This window comes from Streptomyces sp. NPDC098781 (assembly GCF_044759995.1).
Lineage (GTDB): Bacteria > Actinomycetota > Actinomycetes > Streptomycetales > Streptomycetaceae > Streptomyces.
The window spans coordinates 639,470-653,215 of record NZ_JBIWAK010000003.1 but is presented as its reverse complement, the minus strand read 5'-3'; the positions used below and the strand labels follow the sequence as shown (position 1 = coordinate 653,215).

16 protein-coding genes are annotated in these 13,746 nt (G+C 71.6%); 8 read left to right on the top strand and 8 right to left on the bottom strand.

The window, feature by feature from the left end; genetic code table 11:
• Positions 1-28 precede the first annotated feature (28 nt).
• The 3 genes from ACIQWG_RS14655 to ACIQWG_RS14645 form a co-directional block, all read right to left on the bottom strand.
• On the bottom strand, positions 29-1,060 hold the full coding sequence (locus ACIQWG_RS14655) for a 7-epi-alpha-eudesmol synthase (protein ID WP_404094833.1): 1,032 nt from the start codon (positions 1,058-1,060) through the stop codon (positions 29-31).
• 186 nt (positions 1,061-1,246) lie between these two features.
• The gene (locus tag ACIQWG_RS14650; RefSeq protein ID WP_404094831.1) at positions 1,247-2,875 is read right to left on the bottom strand and encodes an amidohydrolase; all 1,629 of its coding nucleotides are present in this window, start codon (positions 2,873-2,875) and stop codon (positions 1,247-1,249) included.
• A gap of 49 nt (positions 2,876-2,924) precedes the next feature.
• Positions 2,925-4,430 carry an APC family permease gene (locus ACIQWG_RS14645; protein ID WP_404094828.1) on the bottom strand — a complete coding sequence of 502 codons (1,506 nt, stop codon included), beginning with the start codon at positions 4,428-4,430 and terminating at the stop codon, positions 2,925-2,927.
• 125 nt (positions 4,431-4,555) lie between these two features.
• Here ACIQWG_RS14645 and ACIQWG_RS14640 point away from each other — a divergent pair, with 125 nt between their 5' ends.
• From ACIQWG_RS14640 to ACIQWG_RS14630, 3 genes are all read left to right on the top strand, one after another.
• Entirely contained in the window at positions 4,556-5,353 is a 798-nt protein-coding gene (locus ACIQWG_RS14640) for a TetR/AcrR family transcriptional regulator (RefSeq protein WP_404094825.1), read from the top strand.
• Positions 5,350-5,814 carry a pyridoxamine 5'-phosphate oxidase family protein gene (locus ACIQWG_RS14635; protein ID WP_404094822.1) on the top strand — a complete coding sequence of 155 codons (465 nt, stop codon included), beginning with the start codon at positions 5,350-5,352 and terminating at the stop codon, positions 5,812-5,814. Before ACIQWG_RS14640 ends, ACIQWG_RS14635 begins: the two co-directional genes overlap by 4 nt.
• A gap of 80 nt (positions 5,815-5,894) precedes the next feature.
• Positions 5,895-6,287 carry a VOC family protein gene (locus ACIQWG_RS14630; protein ID WP_404094820.1) on the top strand — a complete coding sequence of 131 codons (393 nt, stop codon included), beginning with the start codon at positions 5,895-5,897 and terminating at the stop codon, positions 6,285-6,287.
• A gap of 121 nt (positions 6,288-6,408) precedes the next feature.
• Here ACIQWG_RS14630 and ACIQWG_RS14625 read toward each other — a convergent pair whose 3' ends face one another.
• Together ACIQWG_RS14625 and ACIQWG_RS14620 are read right to left on the bottom strand one after the other, a co-directional pair.
• Positions 6,409-6,687 carry a DUF4235 domain-containing protein gene (locus tag ACIQWG_RS14625; protein WP_404095858.1) on the bottom strand — a complete coding sequence of 93 codons (279 nt, stop codon included), beginning with the start codon at positions 6,685-6,687 and terminating at the stop codon, positions 6,409-6,411.
• 49 nt (positions 6,688-6,736) lie between these two features.
• Positions 6,737-7,750 carry a glutathione S-transferase family protein gene (locus ACIQWG_RS14620; protein ID WP_404094817.1) on the bottom strand — a complete coding sequence of 338 codons (1,014 nt, stop codon included), beginning with the start codon at positions 7,748-7,750 and terminating at the stop codon, positions 6,737-6,739.
• Positions 7,751-7,863: 113 nt separating this feature from the next.
• Here ACIQWG_RS14620 and ACIQWG_RS14615 point away from each other — a divergent pair, with 113 nt between their 5' ends.
• Positions 7,864-8,853: a cation diffusion facilitator family transporter gene (locus tag ACIQWG_RS14615; protein WP_404094815.1), complete on the top strand. Its 990-nt coding sequence runs from the start codon at positions 7,864-7,866 to the stop codon at positions 8,851-8,853.
• Between the two features lie 122 nt (positions 8,854-8,975).
• Here ACIQWG_RS14615 and ACIQWG_RS14610 read toward each other — a convergent pair whose 3' ends face one another.
• Together ACIQWG_RS14610 and ACIQWG_RS14605 are read right to left on the bottom strand one after the other, a co-directional pair.
• Positions 8,976-9,425: a nitroreductase family deazaflavin-dependent oxidoreductase gene (locus ACIQWG_RS14610; protein ID WP_404094813.1), complete on the bottom strand. Its 450-nt coding sequence runs from the start codon at positions 9,423-9,425 to the stop codon at positions 8,976-8,978.
• A gap of 81 nt (positions 9,426-9,506) precedes the next feature.
• Positions 9,507-10,130: a LysE family transporter gene (locus ACIQWG_RS14605; RefSeq protein WP_404094811.1), complete on the bottom strand. Its 624-nt coding sequence runs from the start codon at positions 10,128-10,130 to the stop codon at positions 9,507-9,509.
• Between the two features lie 340 nt (positions 10,131-10,470).
• Here ACIQWG_RS14605 and ACIQWG_RS14600 point away from each other — a divergent pair, with 340 nt between their 5' ends.
• Together ACIQWG_RS14600 and ACIQWG_RS14595 are read left to right on the top strand one after the other, a co-directional pair.
• Positions 10,471-11,679: a cytochrome P450 gene (locus ACIQWG_RS14600; protein ID WP_404094809.1), complete on the top strand. Its 1,209-nt coding sequence runs from the start codon at positions 10,471-10,473 to the stop codon at positions 11,677-11,679.
• A 51-nt stretch (positions 11,680-11,730) separates the two neighbouring features.
• The gene (locus ACIQWG_RS14595) at positions 11,731-11,931 is read left to right on the top strand and encodes a ferredoxin (protein ID WP_404095857.1); all 201 of its coding nucleotides are present in this window, start codon (positions 11,731-11,733) and stop codon (positions 11,929-11,931) included.
• 73 nt (positions 11,932-12,004) lie between these two features.
• On the opposite strand, the gene ACIQWG_RS14590 is transcribed toward ACIQWG_RS14595, so the two are convergent.
• Positions 12,005-12,556 carry a TetR/AcrR family transcriptional regulator gene (locus ACIQWG_RS14590; protein WP_404094807.1) on the bottom strand — a complete coding sequence of 184 codons (552 nt, stop codon included), beginning with the start codon at positions 12,554-12,556 and terminating at the stop codon, positions 12,005-12,007.
• Positions 12,557-12,664: 108 nt separating this feature from the next.
• Between ACIQWG_RS14590 and ACIQWG_RS14585 the strand changes: the two genes are divergently transcribed.
• Together ACIQWG_RS14585 and ACIQWG_RS14580 are read left to right on the top strand one after the other, a co-directional pair.
• A complete protein-coding gene (locus ACIQWG_RS14585; RefSeq protein ID WP_404094804.1) occupies positions 12,665-13,123 on the top strand; it encodes a DUF1348 family protein in 459 nt (152 codons plus the stop codon).
• Between the two features lie 67 nt (positions 13,124-13,190).
• On the top strand, positions 13,191-13,733 hold the full coding sequence (locus tag ACIQWG_RS14580; protein WP_404094801.1) for a flavoprotein: 543 nt from the start codon (positions 13,191-13,193) through the stop codon (positions 13,731-13,733).
• Positions 13,734-13,746: the final 13 nt, after the last annotated feature.

The window sequence follows — 13,746 nt, the reverse complement described above, 5'->3', positions numbered from 1 at the left end:
GCCGGGTCGCCGGCCGGGCAGCGCCGCGTCACACGGCCAGCAGGTCGTCCACCGAACCCCGCCCGGCGAGTTCGGCGCTGGCCACCTCGCCGTCCTTGGCGGCCGAGTACCGGCCCGACACCAGCGCCCACTCGTAGTTGCCGTTGATCCAGTGCTGGATGGCCTCGACGCCCATCCGCACCTCGTCACGGGCCTTGGCGTCGAGGTCGAGTTCGTCGCACATCTGCGGGACGCTCGCCTCCAGTTCGAGGTACTCGTCGAGGCAGGCGACCGTCATCCGGTACGCCTCGTCGGCCGCCTCCTCCCACGAGCAGCGCCGCTCGCGGTGCAGCACGGCGATCAGGTTGTGGCCGTCGCCCCGGCGCTTCTCGCGCTCGAAGGAGTGGATGTCGTTCATGAAGCCGATGGTGTCCGCGGCGAGGTCCCGCATCCGTTCCATCAGCGGATGCGCCATCACCTGCGCGGGCACCACGAAACGGCGGCTGCGCTCGCCCGCGTCGATGCTGTGGTGGATGCCGACGGTACGGCGCCGGAAGATCGCGTACTCGTCGAGGCCGAGGGTTCCCTCCAGCCCCCGGGCCGCCAGGTCCACCTCCTCGCAGTGCGCCACCAGGAAACGGCCCCAGGACGCGGCGAACCGCGTCTGCCATGTCAGGGGCATGCCATCCGAGAGATGCTTCCAGACCTCCGCCCAGGCCACGGTGATCGGGCAGGTCACGCGGGGCCGGGTACCCGCGGGACGCAGCGGGGTGATGATCAGCTCGCGCGCGACCTCGGCTATTCGGTCGGCGCGGTCCGGCTGGTTCGCGTCGAACTGGTCGTCGAAGAGAAAGGCGAGCGAGAACCAGTTCATCAGGACGACCATGTCGTCCGCCGACGCGTGCGGGTAGGTGCGGGCGGCTGCCTGCGGCAGGTCCCAGGACTTGTACTCCTCGAACCCGGTCTGGCTGCGGATCAGACCCATGTCCCAGATCCAGCGCAGGTGGCGCTCCCGGGCGTACTCCAGATGCTCGCTGACGGGCGTGTCGAAGGGGAGGTCGAACCGGACGTCCTGAGGCATGTGCTTCCTTTCGGGAGACGGCAGCGCAGAGTCCCCCCGCCCCTGCGAGCGGGCGGCCGTCGAGGCCGCCCGCGCACTCGAACTGGGCTTCGCGGTACGTAAGTTGAATCGAAAAGCGCTACCAGACTGCCCAGGCCGGAAACGATCTACGCGTAACCGGACCGTGATCTCCGTTACTGCTCAGGCCTATTGAGCTGCGTATACTCGCGCGCCCCCGACGTAAGTGAAAGCTACACGCGTCTGGGCGATCGCGTCGGCCGGCCCGTCGAACGGATCGCGGTCGAGGACCACGAGGTCCGCCAGCGCTCCCGCCCGCACCTCACCCGTGTCGTCGAGGTGGTTCACATACGCCGAACCCGCTGTGTACGCCGTCAACGCCTCGGCGAGTCCGATCCGTTCACCCGGCAGGAACACCGGCGCGTCGGCGGCCTCCGGGGCCACCCGATTGACCGCGACATGGATGCCGTGCAGGGGGTCGGGGCTGCTCACCGGCCAGTCGCTGCCCGCCGCCAGCCGGGCGCCCGAGCGCAGCAGCGCGCCGAACGGGTACTGCCAGGCCGCCCGTTCGGGCCCCAGGAACGGGATCGTCAGCTCGTCCATCTGGGGTTCGTGCGCGGCCCACAGCGGCTGGATGTTCGCGGTCGCCCCGAGCCGGGCGAACCGCGGCACGTCGGCCGGCTGGACCACCTGGAGATGGGCCAGGTGGGGCCGCGTGTCGCTCGGCCCGTTCGCGTCGCGCGCGGCCTCGATCGCGTCCAGCGCGTCCCGTACCGCCCGGTCGCCCAGGGCGTGGAAGTGGCACTGGAAGCCGAGGGCGTCCAGCTCGGTGACGTACTTGGGCAGTTGCTCCGCGTCGATGAACGCCGTGCCCCGATTCCCGGTCGCGCAGCCGCACTTGTCGAGATAGGGGTCCAGCAGCGCCGCGGTGCCGGTCTCGGCGACGCCGTCCAGCATCAGCTTGACGCTGCCCGCCCGGAACCGTCCGTGACTCAACGCCTCCCGCCGCGCGACCAGTTCGGGAATCTGTTCCGGACCGCGCTCCCGGTCCCACCACAGCGCGCCGACGACCCGGGCGGTGAGCGAGCCGTCCCGCGCGGCCGTCAGATACGCCTCGGACGGGTCGTCCATGCCGAGGAAGTCCCCGACCAGCGCGTCCTGCCAGGCGGTGATGCCCAGCGCGTGCAGATGCCGCTGGGCGTGCAGCAGGGCCGCCACCCGGTCGGCCGGCGTGGCGGGCGGGGTGAGCCGCCCCACCAGCTGCATCGCCCCCTCCTGCAAGCTGCCGCTCGGCTCACCGGAGGCGTCCCGGTCGATCCGCCCGTCGGCCGGGTCGGGCGTGTCGCGGGTGATGCCCGCCAGCGCGAGGGCACGGCTGTTGACCCAGGCGCCGTGATGGTCACGGTTGGGCAGATACACCGGCCGGTCCGGCACCACCGTGTCCAGCAGCTCCTTCGTCGGCGTACCGCCCTCGAAGGCCTCCATCGACCAGCCGCCCCCGGTGATCCACTCCCGTTCGGGGTGGGCGTCGGCGTACGCGCGCACCGCGGCGAGGGTGTCGGCGGCCGTCCGCGTGCCGGTCAGATCGCACTGGGTGAGCTCCAGTCCGGCCGGCACCGGATGCACATGCGCGTCCTGGAACCCGGGCAGCAGCAGCCGCCCGGCGAGGTCCACCACCTCGGTCCGCGGTCCGGCGAGGTCGTGCACCTCCTGGTGTCCTACGGCCGTGACGCGGTCGCCGGTGACGGCCACGGCGGTCGCGGTGCGGCCCTCGGGGGTGAGGACGGGGCCGCCGGTGAAGAGAAGATCTGCGTGCATGTTCCGTTTCCTGGTAGGGGGTGTCGGGAGGTCGAGCTCCCGGTGGGGGTCAGCGAGTGGTGGCGAGCAGCTGCGGCGCGTCGGCGTCGGTGCCCTCACCGGTGCGGAAGTACGGCGACCTGCGCACCCACTTGGCCCACGCGGCGGCGACGAAGCCGGACGCGATCATCGCCAGCGGGGTGAGGAGCAGGAACCACCCGTTGTCCGCGCTGACTTCGAAGTGGTCGGCGGAGGTGTAGAACGACCAGCCGAGATATCCGCCGAGACCGAGCAGCACGGCCGCGCTCAGACTCGGAAGGACCACCGCGCGCACCCCCTCCCACCAGTTCTCGCGCAGCAGCGCGCGGAACCGCACGGCCGCAGCGAGGGCGGTGAGGGCGTACGACAGGGCGACCACGATGCCCACGGCGGTCACCGTCGCCATGATCAGGTCGGCGAGCCGGGGGATGACCGGCGCCAGCCCCGCGACCACCGCCGCCAGCGCGCCGATCAGCACCGTGCCGGCGGCCGGAGTCCCGTACCGGGGGCTGACCTTGGACCACACCGGCCCGAGGGTACGGTCCCGGCTCATCGCGAACATCCCCCGGGCGGTGGGGATCACGCCGGCCTGAAGCGAGGCGACCGCCGAGAACATCAGCGCGATCAGGGGGAGGGTGGCCCACGGCTGGGAGGCCAGCCGGTCGCCGAAGAAGGCGAGGCCCTCGGCGCCATGGCCGACCAACTCCTCCTCGGACAGCACGCGTTGGAAGGCGACCGAGCCGAGCAGGAACAGCGCCAGCATGGTGAACAAGGTGGTGGTCCCGGCCCGGGACGCGTCGCGCGGGTCGCGCACCTCCTCGTTGACGGTGAACGCGGACTCGAAACCCCAGTAGCAGAACACCGACAGCAGCATCCCCTGCGCCAGCGCGGTTGCCGAGGGGATCGCGAACGGGTCGAACCAGCTCAGGCTGAAGTCGTGCGGGCCGGTGACGATGCCGTATCCGCAAAAGCCCAGCAGGACGACGTACTCGAAGACCAGCAGCCAGGCCTGGAGCCGCGCGGCGGTGCGGACGCCGGTCACGGCGGTGAGCGTGACCGCCGCCAGGACCAGGATGCCGACCGCCGTGGTCTGCGCGGTCGAACCCGGGTCCAACGCGAGGCCGCCCACCCGGTGCAGCCCCGCGTCACCGGCCAGCTGGATCAGGGCCGAACCGGTGACCGCCGTGGTGTACGCGAGGAACGCCACCACGGCCACGATGCTCACCCAGCCGACCACGAAGCCCAGCCAGGGGGTGAGCGAACGGCCCACCCACACATAGCCGTTGCCCGCGTTCGGCTCGACCTTGTTGAGCCGGGAGTAGGCGCCCGCTATGCCGAGGACCGGCAGGAACGCCAGCAGCATGATCGCCGGCAGATGCAGGCCCACCACGCCGGCGGTGACACCGAGGCCGATGCCGATGCTGGTGGTCGCGGCCGTGCTGGACGCGGCGATGGCCACGCCGTCCAGGACACCGAGGGACTTGCGCAGCTCGGGCCGCGCTGGGGGATCGACGCTGTGGGGCTGCTGGTCGGACATGGCCGGTCTCCGCTCGCACCGGGGGCCTGGACGGCCCCGATGAGCGGACATGAAACTGAACGGGGGCTTAACAGGTCAACGGTGTTGTCGTAAGGTGCGGGCACCGGCCCCCAGGGAGGCAGTCCATGAGCGAGCGCGTCGTCCCGCCCGCCGCCCGGCAGCGCAGACGCCCCACCAAGCAGGGCGTCGTGCTGTCCGAGACCCTGATCGTGGAGACCGCCCTCAGGCTCATCGAGGAACACGGCGCCGACGCCCTCTCGGTGCGCCGCCTCGGCCGCGCCCTCGGCGCCGACCCCAGCTCGCTCTACCGCTACTTCCGGCACACCGACGACCTGATGCTCGCCGTCGCCGACGAGCTCATCGGCCGCACCCTGCGCACCTGGCGGCCCAGCGGTGACTGGCGAGCCGATCTGCGGGATCTCGGCCTGCGGATGCACGCCGGTGCGCTCGCCCATCCCCGGGCGGCGGTGCTGAGCTCGTACCGGGTGACCGGGCGGGCGCACGAGATCCAGGCCGTCGAGACCATCCTCGGTGTGCTGCGCGGCGCGGGTTTCCCCGACGCGGAGGCGGTGCGGATCTACCACGCCTTCGTCGACCAGGCCCTCGCCTACAGTGCGTTGGACTCGGCGAGCCTGGCCATGCCCAAGGCGGCTCGGGAGGCGGAGGCGGCCGTCTGGCGGGGGACGTACGCGCGTCTGCCCGCCGACACCCACCCGCACATCGCCGCCACGGCCCGCCATCTCGTGGCGGACATGCCGCGCAGCTCCTACCCGGCGGCCCTGGACCTGCTGCTCAGTGCCGCCGCGGCTCGGCTGGCGGAGATCCGTGCGCGAAATCCACGCCCGGCACGTCCGGACCGGCCACCGGGCGGCCACACCGGGCCGTCCGCCGAAACCTCCCGTGAGGAGACCGTCCGCCGATGACACCGCCCGCCGCACGCCCCGCCGAGCAGCGCAAGCAGGACACCCTGCACCGACTGGAGCACGACGAGGACGTGTGGGTCGCCACCGCCGGCGCCGAGGGGGGAGTGCCGTATCTCGTGCCGCTCTCCTTCCTCTGGGACGGCTCGACCCTGCTGCTCGCCACCCCGGCCGCGAGCCCGACCGGCCGGAACCTGAAGGCGACCGGCAGAACACGGCTGGGCATCGGCCCCACCCGAGACGTCGTCATGATCGAGGGCACGGTCGAGACGATCACCCGGGCCGAGCTGTCCGACGCCGACGGCGACCGCTTCGCGGCCAGGACCGGCTTCGATCCGCGCCGGCTCAGCACGCCCTACCTGTACTTCCGGGTCCGGCCGACCCGGGTGCAGGCCTGGCGCGAGGCGGACGAACTGGACGGACGGGAGCTGATGCGTGACGGGGAGTGGCTGGTGGCGGACTGAAACGGCCTGGCCGGGACACCCGTGGGGGTACAGGGCGCGGGACAGGACCGTCCCGTGCCCGGGACCCCTTCGGAGGAGCCATGCCACTGGTGAAAGCGGGCTTCGTGGTGCTCGACTGCGCCGAGCCCGAGAAGCTCGCCGTGTTCTACACGGAACTGCTGGAAGGCGAGCAGACGGAAGCCACCGCCAACCGCGTAGAGATCAGGGGGGCCGACGGAACCCGGCTGGCGTTCCGCCGCGACATGAACGCGACCCCGCCGAGCTGGCCGCGCCCCGAGAACTCCCTCCAGGCCCACCTCGACTTCGTCGTGGAGGACCTGGACGAGGCGGAGCGCAGGATCGTCGGCCTCGGCGGCCGCCCCATCGAGTCGAAGGACGCCGCGGGCCCCTACGAGGAACGCGGCTACGCCGACCCGGCCGGCCATTCCTTCACGCTGCGCCGGACGGCGGCTGCGGCGCCCAAGCAGGGCTGAGTTGCCGGGCGGGCCCGGTGCCTCGGTCGGCCGGGGTGGGCTGTGCGGCATCCCGGCCCACCCCGGCACCTGAAGCACGCTGAGGTGCCGGGGGCCGACCGGGGCGGGCCAGGGTGGGAGTTCAGTCCCGTCCGCCCTTGTCGGCGACCGGCCACACCCCCGTCGAACGCTCGATCGCCTTCGCGCCGGTGCGGTCCGCCAAGCTGCGGGCCACCGCGAACAGGGCGCCCTGGACCGCGGCCGCCAGCACGACCTCGCCCCAGCCGCGGTCGCGGTCCAGGGCGTCGGGGGCGTCCTCCTCGTGCCGGATCGCCATCCAGGTCTTGCGGAAGGCGAGCCCCGCCAGCGCACCGCTCGCCCAGCCCAGCGCGAAGCCCAGCGGCTTGTAGGCGAGGGGCATCTTCAGCTTCTTCTTGTCGCTCTTCTTGGCCACGTGCGCCTCCTTGGTGTCAGGGCCGCCCCCGAGCAGGGACTTCCTCGGCCTGCGGAACCGGCCCGGGCGGCGTGCCGTCGCCGAACGGCCTGCCGCCGAGCTCCTCACGGTGGTGCGGCGTCAGCCAGCCCGCCAGATCCGGCCCCAGAGGCACGATTCCGGTCGGGTTGATGCCGCTGTGCACCTGGTAGTAGTGCCGCTTGATGTGGTCGAAGTCGACGGTGTCACCGAACCCCGGCGTCTGGTACAGGTCACGGACGTACGCCCACAGAACCCGGTTCTCCGTCAACTTCCAGCGGTTGCACTTGAAGTGGCCGTGATAGACGGGGTCGAAACGCACCAGCGTGGTGAAAAAGCGGATGTCCGCCTCCGTGATCGTGTCGCCGACCAGATAGCGCTGCCCGGCGAGCCGCTGGGCCAGCAGCTCCAGCCGCCGGAACAGACGCGCGCACGCCCCGTCGTACTCCTCCTGGGTGTGGGCGAAGCCGGCCCGGTACACCCCGTTGTTGACGTCCTCGTACACGTCGGCCGTCACCGCGTCGATCTCGTCGCGCAGCGCCTCCGGATAGAGATCGGGGGCGCCCGCACGGTGCAGCGCCGTCCACTCGGTGGCGAGGTCGAGGGTGATGCGCTGGTAGTCGTTGGTGACCAGCGCGCCGCTGGGCACGTCCACGATCGCGGGGACGCTGACACCACCCGGATAGTCCATCTCCCGCCGGTCGTACGCCTCGCTGAGGAAGCGGATGCCGAGCACCGGGTCGCGGTCGCCCGGATCCAGGGTGAACCGCCAGCTGCGGTCGTCCTGGATCGGGTCCGCGATCGCCATGGACAGGGCGTCCTCCAGGCCGAGCAGCCGCCGGGAGATCACCGCCCGGCTCGCCCACGGACAGGCGCGACTGACCACCAGACGGTAGCGGCCCGCCTCCACCGGCCAGCCGTCCCGGCCGTCCGCCGTGATCCGGTCCGTGAAATGAGCCTTCGACCGCTGGAACGGCTTCCTGCCGTAGGCGGTGTTGCCCCCGCCGCTCATGACCGCGCTCCTCTCCTGCACACCTCGGGCCGTACGCCCTCCGGCTCACCGAGTCCCCCGTTTCACGCCGACGGCACGGTATGAGCCCGACCGATCGGGGCAATCGGCTTCAGATGAGCAGGACGACAAAGGCACCGAAGACAACCGAGGAACAAGAAACCGACCACAGGACCCGTGTGACCGTCCTGGTGGCGCTCGCCGCCAACCTCGTCATCGCGATCGCGAAGACGGTCGGCGGCCTCATCGCGCACTCGCCCGCGCTGCTGTCGGAGGCGGCGCACTCCGTCGCCGACAGCCTGAACGAGGTCTTCCTGCTGGCCGCGCTGCGCCGCAGCCGCCGCCCCGCCGACGCCCGCCACCCCTTCGGCTACGGCAAGGAGCGCTTCTTCTGGTCACTGCTCGCCGCCGTCGGGATCTTCGTGATGGGCGGCTGCTTCTCCTTCTTCCAGGGCATCGAGGCGCTGCGCAACGGCGCCGAGGAGACGTTCGGCGGCTATGTGGCGGGCATGATCGTGCTCGGCGTCGCCTTCGTCGCCGAGGGCCTGTCGCTGGTCCGGGCCCTGCACCAGGTGCACCGGCAGGGCGGCCTCGCGAGCGGTCTGCGGGACCCGGCGCTGCGCACGGTCGTCGCCGAGGACGCCACCGCGGTGCTCGGCGTCACCCTCGCCCTCGCCGGGATGGCACTGCACATGGTCACCGGGCAGGTCGCGTGGGAGGCGTCCGCCTCGCTGGCCATCGGCGCGCTGCTGGTGTTCGTCGCGTACCGGCTGGGCCGTGACGCCCGTGACCAGCTGATCGGGGAGGCCGCCGATCCCGAGGCCGACGCCCGGATCCGCGCGCTGCTGGCGGCTCAGCCCGAGATCGACAGTGTGGAGGCGCTGTTCACGATGAAGACGGGCCTGGAAACGGCCCTGGTGGCGGCGCGCGTCGACCTGGTACCGGGCCTCGACAGCGAAGAGGTCGAGGAGGTCGCCGTCCGCATCAAGCGGTCCATCAATCACACCGTCGCCGAGGCGGACCAGATCTTTCTCGACGTGACCGAACGCTCCGCGCGCGAGGCACAAGGAAGCCCCGCCGCGACGGGGGAACGCGGCGGGGCCTGACGCACGTGTGCCCGGCGAAGGCGAGTTCATGCGTACCGGTGGGAAAAAGTTCCGGGTCCTTCTCGGGCCCCGATCAGGGGCCCGTCCCCGTGCTCGACGGAGCCCTCGACCCGGGATCCGGCTCAGGCCTCGTCGACGGGCTCCAGGACGAAGACCGGGATCGCGCGGTCCGTCTTCTCCTGGTAGTCCGCGTACGGCGGATACGCCGCGACCGCCCGCTCCCACCACTCGTCCTTCTCCGCGCCGGTCACCTCGCGGGCCCTCATGTCCCGCAGCACGGTCCCGTCCCTCAGCTCCACCTGGGGGTCGGCCTTGACGTTGTGGTACCAGACCGGATGCTTGGGCGCCCCGCCCAGCGAGGCCACGGCGGCGTAGCGCCCCTCGTGCTCGACGCGCATCAGCGGCGTCTTGCGGATCTTGCCGCTCTTGACACCCCGGGTGGTGAGCAGGATGACGGGCATCCCGGTGTCCATGAGGGTCGTGCCCTCGGTACCACCGGAGCTCTCGTACAACTCGACCTGCTTGCGCACCCATTCGGTCGGGCTGGGCTCGTACTCGCCCTCAAGAGGCATGACATCGGTCCCATCGTCGTGTTCGGGTACTGACTGCACCGGTCTTCAACACCGGCGTCCGCCGGATTCATCCTGCCGGCGCTACATCAGCATTCTCACCGCCAGCGCCAGGATCACGCCGCTCGACACCAGCGCCGTCACCAACCGTCCCCGACGCCCCGTCAGCACCCGCCCCAGCAGTGCCCCGCCTCCGGCCAGCAGCAACTGCCAGCTCGTAGAGGCGACGAACGCGGCCAGGACGAACACGCCCTGCTCCAGTGGCGACACGGCCTGTGTGGCGCGGGTGCCGAGGACCAGGGCCGCGAAGTAGATCACGGTGGTCGGGTTGAGCAGCGTGATGCCGAGCAGTGCCACGTAGGCGCGTGCCGGGCTCGGGGGCGGGGGAGCGGGGCGGGCGGCGAGCCGATGGTTGCGGTAGTGGCGTACGGCGATGACCGCGCCCCGTACCGCGAGGGCCGCGAGCACCACGGCGGAGGCCCAGCGCAGCGGCACCAGCACCGGTCGCAGCGCGCCCGCGAGCGCGGAGCCGCCGAGGGTGGCCGCGAGGGCGTAGAGCCCGTCGGCGGTCGCCACGCCGAGCGCGGCGCAGACCCCGGTCCGCAGGGACGTACGGGCGGTGAGGGAGACGAGATGGGTCGCGACCGCGCCGACCGGGACGGCGATGCCGTAGCCCGCGAGCAGTCCCGCGACGAGCGCGGCGGTCACGACGTGGGAAGCGTGGGCCTCCACGGTCGGCCGGGCTGCTGCTGGGACCGCACCGGAGAGGCGGCGGCGGTCGGCGGCAGGAAGGCGAGGGTCGTAGGCATGGCCGGATTCTGCGGGCGGCGACGCCCCGGTGGCAATCGGATTTCGCCGGACAGCGGTGGGGCGGCGCCACGGTCCGCACCACGGGAGGCGTCAGCCACCTCCGGCCCGAAGCTGTGTGCGACCATCCCCGGCCAGATTCGCCGCGCGCGTGATCTGGCCGAACTTGACGTCGTCGGCTAGATGCCCCAGGCATCTAATGAAGATCGGCACGACGCACCCTTCGTCTGCGAGGTCTTCCATGACGGACATGACGGAACCGCACACCGTCGCCTTCCCTCAGGACCGCACCTGCCCCTACCACCCACCCGCCGCCTACGCCCCGCTCCGCGACACCCGCCCGCTGGCCCGTGTGAAGCTCTACGACGGCCGCGAGATCTGGATGGTCACCGGCCACACCCTCGCCCGCACCCTGCTGGCCGACCAGCGGCTGTCCACCGACCCCACTCGGCCCGAGTTCCCGACCACCACCGAGCGGGTCGCGCGGATCCGCCGCCGCAAGACCGCGCTGCTGGGTGTCGACGATCCCGAACACCGCGTGCAGCGGCGGATGATGATCCCCAGCTTCACCCTCAAACGCGCCGCCGAGCTGCGGCCGCGGATCCAGCGGATCGTGGACGAGCGGCTCGACGTGATGATCGCCCAGGGGGCGCCCGCCGAGCTGGTGAGTGCCTTCGCGCTGCCCGTGCCCTCGATGGTGATCTGCGCCCTGCTGGGCGTCCCCTACGCCGACCACGAGTTCTTCGAGGGTCAGTCCCGGCGGCTGCTGCGCGGCCCGACGGCCGACGACTCGATGGACGCGCGCGCCCGGCTGGAGGCGTACGTCGACGAACTGATCGACCGCAAGCAGAAGGAACGGCAGGCCGGCGACGGAGTCCTGGACCAACTCGTGCACGAGCGGCTGCGCGACGGCGACCTGGACCGCGAGGAGCTCATCGCCATGGCGATCATCCTGCTGGTCGCCGGCCATGAGACGACCGCCAACATGATCTCCCTCGGCACCTACACCCTGCTCCAGCACCCGGACCGGCTGGCCGAGTTGCGGGCCGACCCCGCGCTGCTGCCGGTCGCGGTGGAGGAGCTGATGCGGATGCTGTCGATCGCCGACGGGATGCTGCGGGTCGCCGTCGAGGAGATCGAGGCCGGCGGCGAGACGATCCGGGCGGGCGACGGAGTGATCTTCTCCACCTCCGTCATCAACCGCGACGAGTCCGTCTACCCCGACCCCGACACCCTGGACTGGCACCGACCCGCCCGCCATCACGTCGCCTTCGGGTTCGGTATCCACCAGTGTCTGGGGCAGAACCTGGCCCGTGCCGAGATGGAGATCGCCCTGGGCACCCTCTTCGACCGTCTGCCCACCCTGCGGCTTGCCGTCCCCCCGGAGGAAATCCCCTTCAAACCCGGCGACACGATCCAGGGGATGCTGGAACTCCCCGTGACCTGGTAAGAGGCTCCGGTCATGGACAACGAAACGCACGAAACACACGAATCGGGCCACATGGACATCGACATCGACCACAGCCTCTGCATCGGCGCGGGCCAGTGCGCCCTGGCCGCCCCGTCCGTCTTCACCCAGGACGACGACGGCTTCAGCGAGCTGATCCCCGGCCGGGAGGACGGCGGCGGCGACCCCATGGTGCGGGAGGCCGCCCGGGCCTGTCCGGTCGGCGCCATCACCCTGTCCGAGACCGGGAGTTGACGCGGGGAGCACTGCCCGGCGTCCGAAGTCGCGGGCGGGTCCGGCATCCGATGCCGGGCCCGCCCGCCGGCGCTCAGCGCGCCGCCAGCAGTGACCGCGCCGCCTCCCGCGCCTCGGCCGCCGGACGCGTACCGCCCGTGATCCCCGCCGTGACCATGGCACCCTCGGCCAGCAGATACAGCGGTCCGGTCAGCGCCTCGGGCAGGCCGGCCCCGGCCGCCAGCGAGGCGAGGTAGTCCCGGAACGCCGCCTTGTGCGCCCGCACCTGGTCCGCCACCCGCGCGGACCGGGCGCCCAGCTCGCCGTAGGAGTTGATCCAGGCGCACCCACGGAAGTCCTCCTCGCCGAACCACTCCTCCAGCCAGTCAAAGACGGCGAGGATCCGCCGCTCGGGGTCGGTCTGCCGCTCCACGTAGGCCGCGAGCCCACCGCGCCAGCGCACGTCCCGCCGTTCCAGATACGCCTCGACCAGCTGCTCCTTCGCCGGGAACAGCTGGTACAGCCGCTTGAGCGAGACCCCGGACGCGCCCCGGATGTCGTCCATCCCGACGGACTGGATGCCGCGCCCGTAGAACAGGCTCTCCGCGGCGTCCAGTGCCTGCTCCCGGGCGGTTGCGCTGTCCATGTACGACCTTTCCTTGACGCGAGAACGAGCGTTCTCCTACGGTAGCAGCCACAGGGAGAACGCGCGTTCTCCCTTGCACGGACCGCAGATCCGCCTCCGGAGGACGCCATGAACGACCGCCCGCCCCTGCCCCCGTTCACCCGCGAGAGCGCCGCACAGAAGGTGCAGGCCGCCGAGGACGCCTGGAACACCCGCGACCCGCACAAGGTGTCGCTCGCCTACTCGGAGGACTCGGTGTGGCGCAACCGCGGCACCTTCGTCACCGGCCGCGCCGAGATCGTCGAGTTCCTCACCGCCAAGTGGGCCCGCGAGCACGAGTACGCCCTGCGCAAGGACCTGTGGGCCTTCGACGGCAACCGCATCGCGGTCCGCTTCCAGTACGAGTGCAGGGACGCCGACGGCCAGTGGTGGCGCTCGTACGGCAACGAGCTCTGGGAGTTCGACGAGCACGGGCTGATGACCCGGCGCGAGGCCAGCATCAACGACACGCCGATCGAGGAGAAGGAACGCCGCATCCTCGGCCCACGGCCGGAGAACGAGCGAGGGCTGACCTTCCCCGTGCGCTGAGCCCCTTGAGTAGGGTTTCCAAGTGACTGAACAGGCAGTGACCGAACAGGCAATCACGTCACCCGCAATGACCGCACAGCCTCGGAAACCCTTTCTCTACGTCGTCGTCTGCGCCGCGGGGATCGCCGTGGACGTCAGCAAGCTGATCACCGTCGCGCAGGAGCGGGACTGGGAGGTCGGGGTCATCGCGACCCCGGTCGCCGTGAACGGCTTCTTCGACACCGCGGCCGTCGAGGCCCTCACCGGCCGCCCGATCCGCTCGGCGTGGCGCACCCCCGCCGACCCCCGCCCCTTCCCGCCGCCCGACGCCGTCGTCGTCGCGCCGGCCACCTTCAACACGGTCAACAAATGGGCCGCCGGCATCGCCGACACCCTCGCCCTCGGCACCCTGTGCGAGGCGTACGGTCTCGGTGTCCCGATCGCCGTCCTGCCCTGCGTGGCCGACGCCCTCGCCGCCCATCCCGCGTACCGGGACAGCCTGATCCGGCTGCGGGGGATGGGGGTGCGCTTCGGTGAGCCGTACACCGGCGAGGCGGGGGAGGACGGCGGGCGGCCGGAGTTCGGCTGGGAGCGGGCGCTGGACCTGCTGGAGCGCCACGGGGAGCCGTAGGCTCCACAGGTAC

What these genes read in the sequence shown, in the direction of transcription:
- ACIQWG_RS14645 (WP_404094828.1), bottom strand. Translation starts at nt 4,430, where the DNA reads ATGTCCGACCAGCAGCCCCACAGCGTCGATCCCCCAGCGCGGCCCGAG.
- ACIQWG_RS14600 (WP_404094809.1), top strand. Translation starts at nt 10,471, where the DNA reads ATGACGGACATGACGGAACCGCACACCGTCGCCTTCCCTCAGGACCGC.
- ACIQWG_RS14655 (WP_404094833.1), bottom strand. Translation starts at nt 1,060, where the DNA reads ATGCCTCAGGACGTCCGGTTCGACCTCCCCTTCGACACGCCCGTCAGC.
- ACIQWG_RS14615 (WP_404094815.1), top strand. Translation starts at nt 7,864, where the DNA reads ATGAGCAGGACGACAAAGGCACCGAAGACAACCGAGGAACAAGAAACC.
- ACIQWG_RS14595 (WP_404095857.1), top strand. Translation starts at nt 11,731, where the DNA reads ATGGACATCGACATCGACCACAGCCTCTGCATCGGCGCGGGCCAGTGC.
- ACIQWG_RS14585 (WP_404094804.1), top strand. Translation starts at nt 12,665, where the DNA reads ATGAACGACCGCCCGCCCCTGCCCCCGTTCACCCGCGAGAGCGCCGCA.
- ACIQWG_RS14620 (WP_404094817.1), bottom strand. Translation starts at nt 7,750, where the DNA reads ATGAGCGGCGGGGGCAACACCGCCTACGGCAGGAAGCCGTTCCAGCGG.
- ACIQWG_RS14625 (WP_404095858.1), bottom strand. Translation starts at nt 6,687, where the DNA reads ATGCCCCTCGCCTACAAGCCGCTGGGCTTCGCGCTGGGCTGGGCGAGC.
- ACIQWG_RS14580 (WP_404094801.1), top strand. Translation starts at nt 13,191, where the DNA reads ATGACCGCACAGCCTCGGAAACCCTTTCTCTACGTCGTCGTCTGCGCC.
- ACIQWG_RS14640 (WP_404094825.1), top strand. Translation starts at nt 4,556, where the DNA reads ATGAGCGAGCGCGTCGTCCCGCCCGCCGCCCGGCAGCGCAGACGCCCC.
- ACIQWG_RS14650 (WP_404094831.1), bottom strand. Translation starts at nt 2,875, where the DNA reads ATGCACGCAGATCTTCTCTTCACCGGCGGCCCCGTCCTCACCCCCGAG.
- ACIQWG_RS14630 (WP_404094820.1), top strand. Translation starts at nt 5,895, where the DNA reads ATGCCACTGGTGAAAGCGGGCTTCGTGGTGCTCGACTGCGCCGAGCCC.
- ACIQWG_RS14635 (WP_404094822.1), top strand. Translation starts at nt 5,350, where the DNA reads ATGACACCGCCCGCCGCACGCCCCGCCGAGCAGCGCAAGCAGGACACC.
- ACIQWG_RS14590 (WP_404094807.1), bottom strand. Translation starts at nt 12,556, where the DNA reads ATGGACAGCGCAACCGCCCGGGAGCAGGCACTGGACGCCGCGGAGAGC.
- ACIQWG_RS14610 (WP_404094813.1), bottom strand. Translation starts at nt 9,425, where the DNA reads ATGCCTCTTGAGGGCGAGTACGAGCCCAGCCCGACCGAATGGGTGCGC.